Source organism: Rhodoferax aquaticus, from assembly GCF_006974105.1.
Lineage (GTDB): Bacteria > Pseudomonadota > Gammaproteobacteria > Burkholderiales > Burkholderiaceae_C > Allorhodoferax > Allorhodoferax aquaticus_A.
On the sequence record NZ_CP036282.1, the window covers coordinates 4,178,905 to 4,195,182 of the forward strand.

General features: G+C 59.9%; 14 protein-coding genes. 8 read left to right on the plus strand and 6 right to left on the minus strand.

Going from position 1 to position 16,278, the window contains the following annotated elements:
- The first annotated feature begins 87 nt into the window (after positions 1-87).
- Positions 88-1,050 (plus strand): threonine dehydratase, encoded by a 963-nt coding sequence (locus tag EXZ61_RS19270; protein ID WP_142813468.1) that lies wholly within the window; start codon positions 88-90, stop codon positions 1,048-1,050.
- Here the strand turns inward: EXZ61_RS19270 and EXZ61_RS19275 are convergent.
- Positions 1,047-3,032 carry a GAF domain-containing sensor histidine kinase gene (locus EXZ61_RS19275; RefSeq protein WP_142813471.1) on the minus strand — a complete coding sequence of 662 codons (1,986 nt, stop codon included), beginning with the start codon at positions 3,030-3,032 and terminating at the stop codon, positions 1,047-1,049. The two genes, EXZ61_RS19270 and EXZ61_RS19275, sit on opposite strands and share 4 nt — an antisense overlap.
- Before the next feature lie 197 nt (positions 3,033-3,229).
- Between EXZ61_RS19275 and EXZ61_RS19280 the strand changes: the two genes are divergently transcribed.
- The 3 genes from EXZ61_RS19280 to EXZ61_RS19290 all read left to right on the plus strand — a co-directional run bounded on the left by EXZ61_RS19280 (position 3,230) and on the right by EXZ61_RS19290 (position 5,687).
- Positions 3,230-3,898, plus strand: coding sequence for a histidine phosphatase family protein (locus EXZ61_RS19280; RefSeq protein WP_142813473.1), 669 nt, complete (start codon positions 3,230-3,232; stop codon positions 3,896-3,898).
- Between the two features lie 85 nt (positions 3,899-3,983).
- Positions 3,984-5,318, plus strand: coding sequence for an ammonium transporter (locus tag EXZ61_RS19285; RefSeq protein ID WP_142813475.1), 1,335 nt, complete (start codon positions 3,984-3,986; stop codon positions 5,316-5,318).
- Between the two features lie 12 nt (positions 5,319-5,330).
- A complete protein-coding gene (locus tag EXZ61_RS19290; RefSeq protein WP_142813477.1) occupies positions 5,331-5,687 on the plus strand; it encodes a hypothetical protein in 357 nt (118 codons plus the stop codon).
- Positions 5,688-5,715: 28 nt separating this feature from the next.
- On the opposite strand, the gene EXZ61_RS19295 is transcribed toward EXZ61_RS19290, so the two are convergent.
- Positions 5,716-6,390, minus strand: coding sequence for a cation efflux transmembrane domain-containing protein (locus EXZ61_RS19295; protein WP_142813479.1), 675 nt, complete (start codon positions 6,388-6,390; stop codon positions 5,716-5,718).
- 128 nt (positions 6,391-6,518) lie between these two features.
- Here EXZ61_RS19295 and cadR point away from each other — a divergent pair, with 128 nt between their 5' ends.
- Both cadR and EXZ61_RS19305 read left to right on the plus strand, forming a co-directional pair.
- Positions 6,519-7,040: a Cd(II)/Pb(II)-responsive transcriptional regulator gene (gene cadR, locus EXZ61_RS19300; RefSeq protein WP_142814323.1), complete on the plus strand. Its 522-nt coding sequence runs from the start codon at positions 6,519-6,521 to the stop codon at positions 7,038-7,040.
- A gap of 81 nt (positions 7,041-7,121) precedes the next feature.
- Positions 7,122-8,090, plus strand: coding sequence for a formylglycine-generating enzyme family protein (locus EXZ61_RS19305; protein ID WP_142813481.1), 969 nt, complete (start codon positions 7,122-7,124; stop codon positions 8,088-8,090).
- Here the strand turns inward: EXZ61_RS19305 and EXZ61_RS19310 are convergent.
- From EXZ61_RS19310 to EXZ61_RS19320, 3 genes are all read right to left on the minus strand, one after another.
- The gene (locus EXZ61_RS19310; RefSeq protein WP_142813483.1) at positions 8,077-8,922 is read right to left on the minus strand and encodes a creatininase family protein; all 846 of its coding nucleotides are present in this window, start codon (positions 8,920-8,922) and stop codon (positions 8,077-8,079) included. The two genes, EXZ61_RS19305 and EXZ61_RS19310, sit on opposite strands and share 14 nt — an antisense overlap.
- A 45-nt stretch (positions 8,923-8,967) precedes the next feature.
- Entirely contained in the window at positions 8,968-10,962 is a 1,995-nt protein-coding gene (locus tag EXZ61_RS19315) for an ATP-binding protein (RefSeq protein WP_168224826.1), read from the minus strand.
- Between the two features lie 134 nt (positions 10,963-11,096).
- The gene (locus tag EXZ61_RS19320; protein ID WP_142813487.1) at positions 11,097-12,731 is read right to left on the minus strand and encodes a B12-binding domain-containing radical SAM protein; all 1,635 of its coding nucleotides are present in this window, start codon (positions 12,729-12,731) and stop codon (positions 11,097-11,099) included.
- A 17-nt stretch (positions 12,732-12,748) separates the two neighbouring features.
- Here EXZ61_RS19320 and EXZ61_RS19325 point away from each other — a divergent pair, with 17 nt between their 5' ends.
- Positions 12,749-13,090, plus strand: coding sequence for a DUF167 domain-containing protein (locus EXZ61_RS19325; protein ID WP_142813489.1), 342 nt, complete (start codon positions 12,749-12,751; stop codon positions 13,088-13,090).
- Here the strand turns inward: EXZ61_RS19325 and EXZ61_RS19330 are convergent.
- Positions 13,087-13,722, minus strand: coding sequence for a hypothetical protein (locus EXZ61_RS19330; protein WP_142813491.1), 636 nt, complete (start codon positions 13,720-13,722; stop codon positions 13,087-13,089). The genes EXZ61_RS19325 and EXZ61_RS19330 overlap by 4 nt on opposite strands.
- A 377-nt stretch (positions 13,723-14,099) precedes the next feature.
- On the opposite strand from EXZ61_RS19330, the gene EXZ61_RS19335 reads away from it, so the two are divergent.
- Positions 14,100-16,268 (plus strand): protein-disulfide reductase DsbD family protein, encoded by a 2,169-nt coding sequence (locus EXZ61_RS19335; protein WP_142813493.1) that lies wholly within the window; start codon positions 14,100-14,102, stop codon positions 16,266-16,268.
- The last annotated feature ends 10 nt before the right edge of the window (positions 16,269-16,278 follow it).

Below are 16,278 nucleotides of genomic sequence, written 5' to 3' on the forward strand. Positions count from 1 at the left end.
CGCCGTGCCACCGTTTTCCTGCGCAAGCACCCGTGTGATATGCACACGGGTGTCGCGTCCCTCTGTGTCACTTTTCTGCGAGCTTGTATGAACCTTTTGCCAACGCTGTCCGAGATTGAATCCGCCGCCCAGGTGGTTTACCGGGAGTTTCAAGCCACGCCCCAATACCGCTGGGCCTTGCTCAGCGAGCGGCTGGGCACCGACTGCTGGGTCAAGCATGAGAACCACACGCCCGTCGGTGCTTTCAAGATACGCGGCGGCTTGACCTACTTTGAAGAACTGGCCAAGAACCAAGCGCTACCCAGCGCGGTCATCAGCGCCACACGGGGCAACCATGGGCAAAGCGTGGGCTGGGCGGCGCGCAGCTACGGCGTGCCCTGCCGCATCGTGGTGCCGCGGGGCAACTCGGTCGAGAAGAACGCAGCCATGCGTGCCTTGGGCTTAGAGCTGCAAGAGTATGGCGACGACTTTCAAGAAAGCCGCGAATACGCCATCGCCCTGGCCAAGGAAACAGGCGCGCACATGGTGCCCAGCTTTCACCCCGCCTTGCTGCGCGGCGTAGCGACCGCATGGTGGGAATACTTCAAGGCCGTGCCGCAGCTCGATGTGGTGTACGTTCCCATTGGCCAGGGCTCGGGCGCCTGCTCTGCCATTGCGGCCAAACTGGCACTGGGCCACCAGGCGAAGATTGTGGGCGTGGTAAGCGCCCATGCCACCACGTATGCCGACTCATTGGCCGCTGGCCGCGTGGTGGAAGCCCCGGTGACCACCCAGCTGGCCGACGGCATGGCCTGCCGCATTGCAGACCAAGTGTCACTGGACATCTTGGCGCAGCACTTAGACCACGTGGTGAAGGTGAGCGACGACGAGGTGGCCCAAGCCATGCGCCACATTTACATCGACACCCACAACGTGGCCGAAGGCGCTGGTGCGGCCAGCTTTGCCGCCGCCATGCAAGAGCGCAGCAGCCTCAAAGGCTTGGTGGTGGGCACGACCTTGTGTGGTGGCAACGTGGACGCGGCAGTGTTTGCCAAGGTTTTGCAAGGCTAGCCAGTGGCCACGGCACCGCCCTTAGGAGCCACCAAGGGCAATACCAGCGTAAAGCACGTGCCTTGGCCCTCTAGGCTCTCCACCTGTATCGTTCCACCCAGCACGTCTTGCACCAAATTAAAAACAATGTTGAGCCCCAAGCCGCTGCCGCCCTGACCTAGTTTGGTGGTGAAGAATGGGTCGAACACGCGGTCTAAATGAGCGGCAGGTATGCCATGGCCGTTATCGCGCACCGTGAGCTCGACTTTGTTGTGCCCATAGGGCTTGGCATGGATATGCACCGCCCCTTGGGTGCGCCCTTCAAACGCGTGCCTAAACGTGTTCATGATCAAGTTGGTCAGCACTTGGCCCAAAGCGCCGGGGTAACTCTCCAGTTGCAGTTGCGGTTCAATTTCACTGTCCACGGTGTGGGTGCTGGACCGAATGCTGGGTCCCAAGGTTCTTAAGAGCTCTGCCACGGTGTCTTGTAAGCTGAACTGGCGGCGCTTCTCGCTGGTTTGGTCAACGGCCACTTGCTTGAAGCTCGATACCAAGTCCGCCGCTCGGCGTAAGCTGCGCATGAGCACATCTGCGCTTTCTTGGGTGCTCAACACAAAGGCGTTCAGGGCGCTACGGGTCAGGCCTTTTTGCATTTCTGCAGAAAACGCATGGGTTTGTTCTTCAATGCCACTGGCGACCAAGAGACTAATGCCCAGCGGCGTATTGAGCTCATGCGCCACCCCCGCCACCAAAGAACCCAAGGCGGACATTTTGGCCGTGCGCACCAATTCCGCTTGCGCAGTGCTCAGATTCTCCAAGGCGTTGCTCAGCAAGGTATTGCGCCGCACCAGCTCTTGCTGCGAGTTCACCAAGGCCTCATGGGTTCGCAAGGTGGCCAAGGTGTCAGACACGTGTCGGGCTACAAAAATCATGAGTTCGACATCGGCCTGTCCGTACGTCACCTGTTCGTCGTAGCTCTGCACCACGATGGCACCTATGGTTGCTCCCTCTATCACCAGGGGCACGCCCATCCATTGCACAAAGGTGTTGTTGCCCCGCACCGTGTCGAGCTCACCGGTCAGGATCAACGCATCGACCGCAGCGCGGCTCAACAACTGGGCTTTGTCGGAACGCAGGACACGGGCGGTCAGTCCATTGCCCAAGGGAAAGTGACGCCCCGTAGGGTCAAGGTCAGGCTCGGCGCTGTCCACAAAATAGGCCATGTGAAAGCTGTCGCTCTGAGGCTCCAGCAAGGCCACGTAGAAATTAGGCGCAGGTATCAGGCGGCCAATGATGCTGTGGAGCTGGGCGTACTGCGCCAGTTGCGTACCCCCGGCGCCAGAGAGTGCTGAAACTTCAAACAAGGCCCGTTGCAAGGTCTCAGAGCGGCGCCGCTCGGCAATCTCTGCCTCCAAGGCTTGCGTGCGCTGGGCAACCGCACGCTCTAGCAAAGCCTGCGTTTGCAAACGCGACACCGAACCTGCCACCACGTTCGCCAGCATCTGAAACACGGCCTGGTCTTCTTCGCTGTACAGGCGCTCGGGGTCATAACTTTGCACCACCATGGCCCCTACGGCCAAGTTGCTGTCTTTGAGCAAGGGCATGCCCATCCAATGCACGGGCTGTGTACCCACCATGGTGAGCGTCGGGTCTACAGGGGCATCGTTGTGAAAATCGTCGGCCTCCAGAATCAAGGGCTTTGCGTTGCGCAACAACCATGCGGTCAGCGAGGTGTTGCCCTCCATCGGAATCCAATCCGCTTGGGGGTAGCCCAAGTCGTCCATCGTGTCACAGTAGTAGGCAAAGCGGTAATGGGTGCGCGACTCATTCAGGACTGCCAGATAGAAGTTACGGGCATCCATGAGTTGGATCACGCCTTCGTGTAGCTTGAGCATCAAGTCATCCAGATTGCTGGAACGCCCTTGGCTTTGGTCTAACACCAACATCAACTGCAAGATGGCTTCCAAGCGGCCCAGTCGCTGTAAGACGCGGTTGTTTGACAAACAAAACTCCTAGGGGTTTCAGGCAAGCCCCATGCGGTAACTACCGAACGCCAAGGCCCAAGCTTTGCACAAATTCTCTGTCAGTTCTGAGCGGGGGTCAATCTACGGGGCGCTTGGTGCGATGCAGTGCACATCACGGCGAAACCCTGTCGCAGCCATGACACGCACTTTGCGTGGATGCGCCTAGATTCACGGCTATGGGAAATCTATATCTTGTGCGCCATGGGCAAGCCTCGTTTGGTGCCGAAAACTACGACGAGCTGAGTCCCTTAGGCCTGCGCCAAAGTGTGCGCCTGGGGGAATACTTTGCAGCCAAGGGCTTGCAGTTTGAAGCGGTACTCACAGGCACGCTAGCGCGCCATGCGCAGACTTGGGCGGGCATTGCGCAAGGCGCAGGCTATACCCATGTCCCTATTCCGTGGCCCGGGCTCAACGAGTACGACAGCGAAGCCGTGATCCGCGCCATTCACCCCGGCCCTTTGGCCAAGCCGGATACCCCAGAGATCTATCGGCAGCACTTTCGCTTGCTGCGCGACGGTTTAACGCAATGGATGAATGGCGTGGTGAGCCCGCACGGCATGCCTACCTACACTGCGTTTGTAGAAGGCGTAAGCAGCGCGCTGACCCATGTGCGCCAGCACTACACCGGTAATGTGCTGCTGGTGAGCAGCGGCGGACCCATCTCAACGGCGGTAGGTCAGGTGCTGGGCACAACGCCAGAAGTCACCATCGAGCTGAACCTGCGCATTCGCAACAGCGCGGTGACTGAATTTGCATTTACGCCCAAGCGCCATATGCTGATGACCTTCAACACCCTGCCCCACCTAGATGCACCTGCCTACGAAGAGTGGGTGAGCTACACCTGAGAACGCCGGACGTTGAGGGAGTGCCTTTGGGCATTTGGCATGCCTCTTGCTGGATTGCCTGCATTGCAATCCAGAGAGGACATCCATGCACCGATTCGGAACACGTTGGCTCTTGGTCTTTTTCTTAAGCGTGGCAGGCTTGGCATGGGCCCAAAACGCGCCTTTGCCAGCGGCACCTACCGCTCCAAGCTTTGTTTCACAAGACACCCTGAGTGCCGCCGACACGGCTTGGATGATGACATCCACCGCACTGGTGCTCCTCATGACCCTCCCTGGCATTGCGCTGTTTTACGGCGGCATGGTGCGCAAAAAGAACGTGCTCAACACCATGGCCAGTGTGGTCGCGATTGCTGCCTTGGTGAGTCTCTTGTGGTTTGCGGTGGGCTACTCGCTGGCCTTCACGCCCGGCAGCACCTGGCTGGGCGGGACCGAACGTCTTTGGTTCACTGGGTTGGGCTACCTGAAAGAAACAGGCAAAGTAGCCGTGAGCCACGTGGCCCCCAATGTGCCCGAATCGGTGTACAGCATGTTCCAGCTGAGCTTTGCCATCATCACTGCGGCCTTGATTGTGGGTGCCTTGGTGGAGCGCATGCGCTTTTCAGCCATGCTGTTCTTTATGGGTATGTGGTCTATCGTGGTGTATGCGCCTATTGCCCATTGGGTGTGGGAGCCTGGTGGTTGGCTAGTGCAATTAGGCGTGCTGGACTTTGCAGGTGGCTCCGTCGTTCACATCAACGCAGGCGTGTCAGGCTTGGTATGCGCCTATGTGCTGGGCCCACGCAAAGGCTATGGCCGCGAGTCGTTTGAGCCATTCAACCTGGGCCTCACCATGGCGGGTGCCGGCTTGCTGTGGGTGGGGTGGTTTGGCTTCAATGCAGGCTCAGCGGTGGCCGCAGACGGTCGGGCCGGGCTTGCTATGGCGGTGACGCACATCGCCGCTTCCGCAGGCGCCATTGCCTGGATGCTCGGCGAATGGTTGGTGCGTGGCCGCCCTTCTTTGCTGGGCTTGTGCTCGGGTTTGGTGGCAGGCCTGGTAGCCATTACGCCAGCGGCGGGTTTTGTGACGCCCATCTCCGCACTGTGGATTGGCGCGCTAGGCGGGCTTGCCTGCTACTGGGGCGCTACGGGGCTCAAGCGCTTACTCAATGCCGATGACTCGTTAGATGTGTTTGGTGTGCACGGCATTGGCGGCATTGTGGGCTCGGTACTGACCGGCGTGTTTGCCAACAAGGCCATCAGCGGGGTCAGTAGCAATGTGAGCACGCAGTTACTGGGCGTGGGGGCCGTGGTGGTGTACAGCGCCGTCATGAGTGCGGTGCTGCTGTGGCTCACCAAGTTCATCATTGGCATGCGTGTTGACGACAGTGCCGAAGTGCTGGGTCTGGATGTGTCACAGCACCGGGAACACATGGGAACGTAAAAAGGAGCCACTATGCTAAGCAGCGAAACATTGGCCATTGCCGCCCACTTGCACGTGCTGTTGCGTCGCAAGACCGGGCGCGTCACCGACACCGAATGGATGGCAAGCAACGCCGACTATGCGGCCGAAATTGTGCGCTTTGCACGCGCCAGTGCCAAGTCGGACGGCCACACAGACCTTGCCGACTGGGCCGACAAACTGGCGCGCGCTACCCAGCAAGACCATGCGCCCACCCCATCTGCTGGCGCATCGGCCATGGCAACCCGCCTGTTCGGGGCCACCAGTGCGAGCCAGCGCCTGAGCAGCACCTCCAGCTTTGGTGCAGATGCCGTGCCGTCAACCGAGCGCTATGTGCGCGGCATCCGCTAAGCCACACAGCGCGTCGTCCGCTTGTCCCTTAATGCATAGGGCCATGGGTCTCGCCGTGCGTATGGGTTTGCGCTGCAGCGCTGGGGCCCGCTAGTTCGCTGCGGGCTTGCCGCCACACTTGCCAGCCGCCGTGCAGGGCCAAGCCAGCCATACCCGCGGCAACCAGCAAATCCGGCCACGCGCGTCCTGTGCCCATGACTCCAAATGCGGCAAGCATGACAGCGATATTGCCAATGGCATCATTGCGTGAACACAGCCATACGCTGCGCATATTGGCGTCGCCCTCCCGAAATGCGTAGAGCATCCAGGCTACCGCCACATTGGCGCACAGTGCCAAAAAGCCAATAGCGCCCATGGTCGGCGCGTCGGGTACAGCTCCGCTCCACAGGCTCCACACCGCATGGCCTAGTACCCAAGCACCAAAGCCCACCATGCAAGCCGCTTTGAGCATGGCAGCACGCGCGCGCCAAGCCAGCGCCGCTGACAAAACGGCTAAAGACACGCCGTAGTTCAATGCATCCCCCGCAAAGTCGATGGAGTCAGCCAGCAGCGACAAAGACCCGGACGAAAAGCCCGCCGCCAGCTCCACCACAAACATGGCGGCATTCATCGCCAAGGCCAGCCAAAGCACCCTGCGGTAGCGCGGCAGGTTGGTGATGGATTGGGCGGCGGGCACTTCGTGTTCACAGCAGTGGGCAGACATGGATTTTCCTTGGTTCAAATGCAATGGCACTGATTAAAAACCCTGTATCCACTTCAGAGTCAAGCCCCTACAATGCTTGGTATCTCTACGACCCCGCCGTCCTGTTGCGGGTCACCACCGAGCATCCTATGAAAATTGGCGACCTTGCGACACGCACCCACACTGCGGTCGAGACCATCCGCTTTTACGAACGCGAAGGTCTTCTGCCTAGCGCCGCACGGACCGAAGCCAATTACCGCATCTACACCGAGGCCCATGCCCAGCGCTTGTCTTTTGTGCGCCATTGCCGCAGCCTGGACATGACCTTGGACGAGATCCGTTTGCTACTGGGTTTCAAAGATGCACCCAGCGACAACTGTGCCGCCGTCAACAACTTATTAGATGCCCACATTGGCCATGTCGCCACCCGCATCCGTGAGCTGCGCAACCTTGAAAAACAACTCAAGGAACTGCGCCAACAATGCCAAGACGTGAATAGCGCGGAGTGCGGAATTCTGTCGCAGCTTGCGCTGTCAGCGACGCACAGCAAGCCGCCCGCACCAGCCTCCCACGCGCATGCACACGTACACGGCACACACTCCAATGCCCGTGCGCAGCGAGAACGCCAGGCTGAAAAGCCTAGGCGAACTAAACTCAACGACGCCCCATAGCCTTCCATTTCACGCACCCACACTCTGCCCATGTCCATCAGCGTCACACCTTCTCGAATATTCACTGTTGTGCTTCTGACGATGGCCTCCGTCGCCCTGGCAGCGCCAACCAAGGCTACTGCGCACGCTTTCACCAACCGCTTAGGCATGCGCATGGTGCGCATCCCTGCTGGGGAGTTCTTGATGGGCAATGACGAGCCTGTAGAAGCGCTAGCCAAGGCCTACCCCCTGATGGAAGCCGAGCGCCTGACCGATCTATCGGACGAGGCCCCAGTGCACCGTGTGCGCATCACGCGCGGCTTTTACATGGGACAAACCGAAGTGACAGTAGGTCAGTTCCGCCGGTTTCTAAAAGCCTCTGGCTACGTGCCAGAGTCCATTGCCGACGGCACCGGTGGCTACGGCTACAACCCGCAATACGATCCATCCACCACGAAACGCGGCGACCTTTTTGAAGGCCGCGACCCCAAATACAGTTGGAAAAACCCGGGCTTTGCGCAAACCGACAAGCACCCAGTGGTTAACGTCACGTGGAACGATGCCCAAGCCCTAGCCCGCTGGCTTAGCGAAAAGGAAGGCAAAACCTACCGCGTGCCTACCGAGGCGGAATGGGAATACGCCGCACGCGCGGGCACACGCACCCGCTACTACAACGGTGACAACCCTGAACTCCAGTACAAGGTAGGCAACACCTTTGATGCGAGCGCCAAGGCCCATTGGCCCAAGATGGCGACAAAGGCCCTGAAACACAAAGACGGTTTTGCGTTCACAGCGCCTGTGGCCCAGTTCAAACCCAACAAATTTGGCTTGTACGACATGCATGGCAATGCCTGGGAGTGGACCAATGACCTGTACGGCGAAGACTATTACGCGAATTCACCGGTGGACGATCCCCAAGGCCCCACCGAGGGCAACGTCTACGTGCGCCGTGGTGGCTCGTGGCACACATGGCCCTTGTACACCCGCTCGTCTTACCGCAACTGGAACTCACCGCAAACGCGTTACACCTTGGTAGGCATGCGTTTGGTGATGGACGTCAAGGCGCGTTAAGCAAGGTCGACAGCGGCAGCGCGTGCAACTCTGCCAGCATGCGCGCCAAAGCATTGCCTGCGGCTTGCAACACCGCAGCCCCTTTGTCAGCCGTTGCGGCGGCGGCATTGCCTACCGCGCCAGCGGGGTTGTAGTCTTGCATCTGCCACCCCAGCTTGGCACTCTTGCCATTCCCCAAAATCGGGTAGCTTTGGGCACGCTGCTCAGAGGTGGATGCAAAGTTTTCTGCCAACTCCATAGCCACCAGGTCAGGCCGCAAGGCCAGCATCATGGAGGTTTCAATGTCTCCGGCATGGATGCCAAAGCGATGCTCGTGGGCCGAAAATAGTGCATTGACATCGTCGCCCTGGGGGCTCGTGAGCGGCAGGCCAAACCAGTTCACGCTGTAGACCAGCAGGTTGCAGCGCGCCCGCAAGTCTCGGGCAACGATGTCCATCACCCCCACTTGCCCGCCGTGCGAGTTCAGCAACACCAACTTTTTGACACCTGTGGCAGCCACACTCTCGCCAATGTCTGTCCACAGGCGAATCACGGTCTCGGCTTTCAAGCTCAAAGTGCCCGCAAAGCGCGCGTGCTCGGGGCTCAAACCCACCGCTTGGGTAGGCAAAAACAGGGCCGGCACGTGAGGCGGCATCTGCGCAATGGCGGACGCCACAACACCATCGACCAAGGCGGTGTCCACCTGCAAAGGGAGGTGGGGCCCATGCTGCTCGGTGGCAGCCACCGGCAAAACGGCTATCAGCTCGTCGATGCGATGCTGGGCTTTGAGCAGGTCGAAGTCCCGGGTGCTCCAGTCGGCCCAGTAGCGTGAGTCAGGTGAGGAATGTGTCATGGGGTCATCTTAGACGCAGGCCACTGCCCGAGCGGCAAACCCAGCTCAGTGCGTGGGCTGCACGACGGCGACCAGCAAAGGCAGGCGCATCGTAAAACACGCGCCTTCTCCGGGGGGGCTGTCCACATGGATAGAGCCGCCCAAGACATCGTGCACCAAGTTGTAGACGATGTTGAGCCCCAACCCACTACCGCCGCGACCAAGCTTGGTGGTGAAAAAGGGATCAAACACCCGGGCCAAATGGGCTTGGGGTATGCCTACCCCATTGTCTTGCACGGTGAAGATGAGATGGTCATTGCCGTCCGCATGGGCCGAGATCGTGATGACGCCACTCTCGCGTCCTTCAAACGCGTGGAGCATGGCGTTGTTGATCAAGTTGGTAATGACTTGACCCAAGGGCCCAGGGAAACTTTCCATGGCGAGGCCCGCAGGTATTTGGGTTTGCACCGTGCACGTGGTCTTGCGAATCGACGGCCCCAAGGTCAGCAAAATCTCCTCCACCGTGTCGTGCAAATCAAACCGGCGGCGGTTGATGCTGGTTTGGTCAACTGCCACTTGCTTGAAGCTGGCCACCAGTTCGGCCGCATGGCGCAGCCCGCTCATCAAAATGGAGGCGCCATCTTGCATCTTGGCGACAAATTGTTCCAGCCGGCTGCGGGTGAGGCCTTGGGCCAGGTCTTGAGAAAAACTGGCGGCCTGGTCTTGCATGGTGCTGGCCACCATCAGGCTGTTGCCCACCGGGGTGTTGAGCTCATGGGCAATGCCCGCCACCAAGGCACCCAAGGCTGCCATCTTGCCGCTGCGCACCAATTCAGACTGGGCTGCCGTGAGGTGACTCAGCGCTTCAGACAGCTCGCGCGTGCGCTCGGCGACCCGTACTTCCAGCGTCGCATTGAGTTGCAATATATCTTGCTGGTTCTTTTGCTTCTCGGTGATGTCTTCATACGCCAGAATCAAAAACGGCTCACCCCCTTGTGAGAACACCTTGCCGGACACTTCACACAGAATGGCGGAGTGGCCCTCGCCGCGCAGCATCCAGTTCGGGCTGCGTGACACTTCGCCGGTTTGCATCAGGGTTTCCATCACACGCTGGCGTTCATGCTGGTTTTGCCACAAGGCGTTGTGCTGGTCCGCACTGGTGCGTACCAAGGCACGGTCCTGCGCAAAGAGCCGCTCCCAGGCCACATTGAAATCGACCAAGGTGAACTCACCGCCCAGCTTAGACACGGTCATGGCCACAGGAGATGCATCAAAAATAGCCGCAAACTTGGCCCGGCTCAGGGTCAACGCCTCTTCGGTCCGCTTGCGTTCAGCCAACTCGTGCTCCAAGGTGGCATTTTTTTGGTCACGCTCTGTCAGCAAGTGCCCGAGGTCGATGCGCATGGCATCCAAGCCTTTGGCCAAGTTGCCGATTTCATCGGTCCCAAAGGTGTTGAGCGGCTGCTTCAGCTCACCCCGCGCCAAGCGCAACGCGCCGGCTTGCAACTCTTGCAAGGGGCGCATCATGCGTCGGTTAAACAGCCACCAAATGAACAAGAATGACACCGCCACTTGGGCCAGCAGGCCCTGGGCGAGCTTCAAAATATCGCTCTTGAACTCACGCTCCACCCGGGCAGCCGTGAGCTCTACCGTTAGTTGCCCCACGCGCGCGCCGTTGTAAACCACTTCTCGGGACTCCTTGAGCATCTGGCCGTCCACCTGCCCTTCGTTGCGCTTGAATACAAAAATTTCTTGGTTTTCGTCCACAACCCGAACGCTCACCACGTCGGGGTTGCGCATGACGGCGTCCACCAATTCGTCGGCAACGCCTTTGTCCACATTCCACATCGCCACGGCCATGCCACGGGACAACACGTCGGCGTACTGTTCCATGGGCGCACGCACCCGCAGGTCAACGGCGTTCTCGTAGCGCGAAACAATTTGAAAGTAACCCAGCACCAATGCGGGCAACAAAATACCCAAGCTTGCCCCCAAAAACAGGGTCTGGCGCAAGGACAGCGCCGCCCATCGTTTTTGCCATGTCTGCAAGCTCTTAATCATGGTGCCGAGGTGAATTGAATGACATCGCGTGTGAATTGGTAACTTGACAACGCCAACCGCCATTCGCTGCCGGGCTCAAGCGTACCCCATATTGCGCATTTTGGGGATATGCCAAACCACAGAATAAATGGCCCTTAAGCGGCGTCCGCCGCCGTGGCAGGGACCGGCTGACTGGCTTGATGACGCTGTTGGCGTTGCGCCCCACCACTAGCAAGGGCCGCGCCGCCGCGGGCCATCCGTTTGGGCAGCAGCCCATGCAAAGCCTTGGGGTTGGCATGGGCACCGCTGGCCAAATAATCAGCCAAGAGGGCGGCGCGGGCCAGCGCAGGATCACAGCCTTTGGGACCGCACAGGTACTCAAACAAGCTATCCACCAATTGGTCCGGCGTAATGCCGCTAGTCGCGTTCAGCTGTACCCACAGGTAATCCGCCACGTCGGCAAATGCAGCAAACGCAGAGGGGCCTTGCATGAGCAAATCCATGGTGGCGGTAAAGCGGCCCGAGTTGGCCACCATGTCCCAGTAGCGGGCCAAGCGCACAAAGGTTTGCACCTCTTGCGCACTGACTGCTGCGCTGGAGCGCACGGTGTAGGGCGGCAGCGGTTCGTAGTCCAAGCCGTCTGGGTCTTGGCCCGGCACCATGGACCTGTTGGCCAACGGCGTGCCCCGCAGGCGCTTGAGCACGCCCAGTTGTATCTCGTGGGGCCGCAGTGCCCACAGGCGGTCAAAGCCCTCGCCAAAGCTTTGCCAACTCTCACCGGGCAGGCCAAAAATCAAATCGGTATGCAAATGTGCATGGCTCTGGGTCACCAACCAGTGCACATTGGCTTCGGTTTTGTCGTTGTCTTGGCGGCGTGAAATGCGCTGCTGTACGTCGGGGTTGAAGCTCTGAATGCCCACCTCAAACTGCAACACACCCGCGGGAAAGAGCGCAATCATGGCTTTGAGGCGGTCAGGCAGGTGGTCAGGGATTACCTCAAAATGCAGGAATAAGTCAGGCTTCTGCCCTGCAGGCGGCAAACGGTCTAAAAAAAACTGCAGCACCCGCACGGACGCGTCGATCTTCAAGTTAAAAGTGCGGTCTACAAACTTGAAGGTACGGGCACCCCGCGCATACAAGGCATCCAGCTCGGCCAGAAAACGGTCCAAGTCAAAAGCCCACGCCGTCTTGTCCAAAGAACTCAGACAAAACTCGCATTTAAAAGGGCAGCCCCTAGACGCCTCCACATACAGCACACGGTGCGCCAAGTCTTGCGCGCTGTAATGCGCATAAGGAAAGTCAATGTCATCCAATGCGGGCTGCTCACCCGCAATCACTTTCATCAGCGGGCGCGGGCCGTGCACCAATGCCTTGCACAGCCTGGGAAAACTGACATCGCCCCAGCCGGTGATCACATAGTCCGCCAGTGCGACGATGGGCTGGGTGTCTAGCTCATGGCTGACCTCGGGGCCACCCAAGACCACTTTGACGCGTGGATGCTGGGCTTTGAGCAGGCACACCACTTCGCAGGTTTGCACCACGTTCCAGATGTACACGCCGAAACCCACCACCAATACAGCGTGCGCATCTTGCGCACAGGCGGACAGCTCGGCCCACAGTTCGTCCACAATGCCCTGCGCGGGCCGGTTGATGGTGAACTCTTGCAGCACCGTGTGGGCCTGCAAGTCGGCGCCCCCGTGGCGCTGCATATTGGCCAGCAAATAGCGAAGCCCTAAGGAAGCGTGGATGTATTTGGCGTTCAGCGTTGCCAGAATGATGCGGTGGGCCATGGACGTATTATCGAGCGATGTCTTCCCCACGCCCTCGCAACGCCACCGGCGAGTCTTTCTTTGCTTGGGACGGAGACACCTTGATCGTCAATATTCTGGGCAAGCCCGCTGCCAGCAAAGACGCCATTGGCAAACCCAAAGGCACACAGCTCAAAGTCAGCGTCACGGCGGCCCCCAAAGACGGCAAAGCGACCGACCACATGGTGCGCTTCTTGGCACCCCTGTTTGGGGTGGCGGTGGCCGACATCACGGTGGTGTTTGGCCAAGAAAACGTGAACAAGCAACTGCGCATCAAAGCCCCAAAAAAAATGCCTGCGGTGTTTGCGCAGGCATCCGGGAGTGACACCCAGGCAGGCTAGAACGAGTAGCTCACGCCAAGCCCAATGACTGGCATGGTCTTTAGCTTGTTGACGGCGTCTTGCACTTTGGCCTTTTGGGTGGCGATGTCGGAAGCGGAGGCGCCTGTGGCGGTGAGCGAGACTTTGGGGTCTTGGAACATCACGCCTAAGTCAAAGTTGAAGCCAAAGCCTTTGGCATCTTTAGGCCTTGTTGAGTAACCCAAGCCGACATAAGGGCTGGGGGAATCACTGAGCTTGATTTCGGAGTTCACGGTGAGGCCTGACGTGGAGCCCACGGTCGCGTTGGTGCCGTTGATACTGACTTTGTTGTCATTGACGACCAAACCACCCGACAACCTGAACCCGCCCTCGGACGGATACCAGTCGCCCACCAACTGAAAAGAACTCAGGCTCAGGTCCACATTCAGGCGCGAGTTGGCCCCAAAGTCCCCAACATCCCCAGAAAATGACTGCTTGTACGCATTGATCTGGCCGCGCAAGGCCCAGTCATTGGTCAATGACGCGGCATAGCCTAGGCCCACACCATTGAGCCCGACTTGGGTGTACAGAGTGCCCGCGTCTCCCGCCGTTGCCACTCCTGGGAGCACTGCCAGAGCCAAAACCAATGGAATCCACGCTTTTTTATTCGCCATACTTCCCCCTTAAGTCCATGTTGAAACACCAACCCTGGCCACCACCGGCAGCCACTCGCTTTGTGTCTTTATCGACAAGACAAGGTCTTTTTATAGTCCAGAGGTAGAAAAAAGAAAAGCGGTTTCTGTACGAATTTCATGCCAACTTGTATGCAAATGCGAAAATGCACCAAGCAAGTGCAACGCGCGGTCACGATCTAAGGCGCGTCGCCCCAGACCGACGATTGATAAGCTCCGGAACTAAGCTACCGTATTCCACTCACAGTGCGGTGGAGTCTGCGACAGGGCCCACGCCTTGTGCTGCTTTCAACTGTTTAAGTAATTCCATGACCGCACTGCGAAACGCTCTTCTTTTCATAGCTGCTTGCGCAGTATTCATGGGCGCAAACGCCCAATTTAGCCTAGGAAAATCATCCACCGAGAGCGCATCGGCGTCTGCCGTGGTGCAGACAGACCAGGTGCGCGCCGAGCTGATTGCCCACGCACCCGATGGCGTGGACCCGGGCAAGACCATCTGGGTAGGCCTGCAGCTGCAGCACCAGCCCCAGTGGCACACCTACTGGAAGAACCCGGGCGACTCTGGCTTGCCCACACAACTGCAGTGGAGCCTGCCGGCTGGCGTAGACGCGGGCGAGATCGTTTGGCCCACGCCTAAAAAAATACGCATTGGCAGCCTGGCCAACTTTGGCTTTGAAGGCACCACACTGCTACCCGTCCCCCTGCAAATCAGCCCCCAGTTCAAGCCCGGCCTGCTGGCCCAAGACCTGGAGGTCAAGCTGCACGCGCAGTGGCTGGTGTGCCGCCAAGAGTGCATTCCCCAAGAGGGTGACTTTGTCCTCAAACTGCCCTTGCGCAGCTCCACCGCCATCCACGCCACCGCCTTTGAAGCCGCCCGCGCGGCCAGCCCCAAGCCTTTGCCCCAGGCCGCCCAAGCCACGGTAGACGCACACGGCCTGCGCCTGCAAGTGCAAGGTTTACCGGTGGCTTGGCAGGGCAAAGCGTTGAACGCGTTTGTCGCCACCCCCGAGTTGCTCGACGCACCGGCCTCGCCCGACAGCGATAACGCAGTCAGCAGCGCGCCCGCCAAGGCCGGCACCCAGCAATGGAGCGACGGCACGTGGAGCGCACGCATGCCCATGGCCCCAAATCGCAGCGCCAGCCCTACGGCCTTCGAGGTGGTATTGAGCTTGGGTGCGCAGAGCGTGCAGACCCAAGCCAGCGTGCAGGGCGCATGGCCCACCGCTGCTGCCAAGCTGGAAGTCTCCCCCGCGCTGCAGCAAGCGCTCGCGGCCAATGCGCTGGCCGCCCAGCAGACGCAAGAGAGCGCCAGCGTGGGTGGTTTTGTGTGGGCGCTGCTGGCGGCCGTTTTGGGTGGGCTCATTCTCAACCTCATGCCCTGCGTCTTCCCCGTGCTGGCCATCAAGGTGCTGGGTTTTGCCAGCCAGCACAAGCACAGCCGTGCCGCCCAGCGGGCCCAAGGGCTGGCTTACACCGCCGGCGTAGTTGTGAGCTTTTTGGCCCTGGGTGGGCTGATGCTGGCGCTGCGCGCGGGCGGCGAGCAGCTGGGTTGGGGCTTTCAGCTGCAGTCGCCCGCCGTAATAGCGGGCTTGGCCTTGCTGTTCACGCTTTTGGGCTTGAACCTGATGGGCGTGATGGAGTTCGGCAACTGGCTGCCTGCGGGCTGGGCGGGCGTGCAACTGCGCCACCCGAGTGCCGATGCCTTCTTGTCTGGCGTGTTGGCCGTGGCGGTCGCGTCGCCCTGCACAGCGCCATTCATGGGCGCGTCACTGGGCTACGCCATTGCACTGCCAGCGCCCCAGGCCTTGGGCATTTTTGCGGCGCTGGGCTTGGGCTTGGCGCTCCCTTACTTGCTGGCGAGCTGGGTGCCTGCTATGGGCAACTTGCTACCCCGCCCCGGCGCTTGGATGCAGACTTTGCGCCACTTCATGGCTTTTTTGATGTGGGCCACGGTGGTGTGGCTGGTCTGGGTGCTAGGGCACCTGAGCGGCATCGACGGTGCCGCCAGCCTGTTGGCCTTGCTGCTGGCCGTGGCTGTGGTGGTCTGGGCACTGCAATTGCCCGCCGGCAGTCGCCGCGTGTTTGCTACGCTTTCTATAGCTGCCAGCGCAATACTGGTGAGCGCCATTGGCCAAAATGTCTTGAAAATCGAAGGGGCGACGGTTGGCAGCAGCGAAACCACCGCCGAAGGTGCTTGGCAAGCCTGGGCACCCGGCCGTGTTGACGCGGAGCTGGCCAAAGGCACACCCGTGTTTGTGGACTTCACCGCCGCCTGGTGCATCACCTGCCAGTACAACAAGAAAACTACTTTGAACCGCGCCGACGTGCTGGCAAGCTTTGCAGCCAAGCGTGTCACCCTGCTGCGCGCCGACTGGACACGGCGCGACCCCGCCATCACGCAAGCGCTGCAGCAGCTAGGCCGCAGCGGCCTGCCGGTTTACGTCTTGTATACCCCCGGCCGTGCGCCGGTGGTGATGTCAGAAATACTCAACGCCGCCGACCTGCAAGCCAGCGTGGCGGCGCTGTAAGCCTAGCGCC

Bases quoted from the DNA above. Each gene is read 5' to 3' on its own strand.
- cadR (WP_142814323.1), top strand. From the start codon at position 6,519: ATGAAAATTGGCGACCTTGCGACACGCACCCACACTGCGGTCGAGACC.
- EXZ61_RS19320 (WP_142813487.1), bottom strand. From the start codon at position 12,731: ATGGCCCACCGCATCATTCTGGCAACGCTGAACGCCAAATACATCCAC.
- EXZ61_RS19280 (WP_142813473.1), top strand. From the start codon at position 3,230: ATGGGAAATCTATATCTTGTGCGCCATGGGCAAGCCTCGTTTGGTGCC.
- EXZ61_RS19335 (WP_142813493.1), top strand. From the start codon at position 14,100: ATGGGCGCAAACGCCCAATTTAGCCTAGGAAAATCATCCACCGAGAGC.
- EXZ61_RS19285 (WP_142813475.1), top strand. From the start codon at position 3,984: ATGCACCGATTCGGAACACGTTGGCTCTTGGTCTTTTTCTTAAGCGTG.
- EXZ61_RS19270 (WP_142813468.1), top strand. From the start codon at position 88: ATGAACCTTTTGCCAACGCTGTCCGAGATTGAATCCGCCGCCCAGGTG.
- EXZ61_RS19330 (WP_142813491.1), bottom strand. From the start codon at position 13,722: ATGGCGAATAAAAAAGCGTGGATTCCATTGGTTTTGGCTCTGGCAGTG.
- EXZ61_RS19305 (WP_142813481.1), top strand. From the start codon at position 7,122: ATGGCCTCCGTCGCCCTGGCAGCGCCAACCAAGGCTACTGCGCACGCT.
- EXZ61_RS19295 (WP_142813479.1), bottom strand. From the start codon at position 6,390: ATGTCTGCCCACTGCTGTGAACACGAAGTGCCCGCCGCCCAATCCATC.
- EXZ61_RS19315 (WP_168224826.1), bottom strand. From the start codon at position 10,962: ATGATTAAGAGCTTGCAGACATGGCAAAAACGATGGGCGGCGCTGTCC.
- EXZ61_RS19310 (WP_142813483.1), bottom strand. From the start codon at position 8,922: ATGACACATTCCTCACCTGACTCACGCTACTGGGCCGACTGGAGCACC.
- EXZ61_RS19290 (WP_142813477.1), top strand. From the start codon at position 5,331: ATGCTAAGCAGCGAAACATTGGCCATTGCCGCCCACTTGCACGTGCTG.
- EXZ61_RS19325 (WP_142813489.1), top strand. From the start codon at position 12,749: ATGTCTTCCCCACGCCCTCGCAACGCCACCGGCGAGTCTTTCTTTGCT.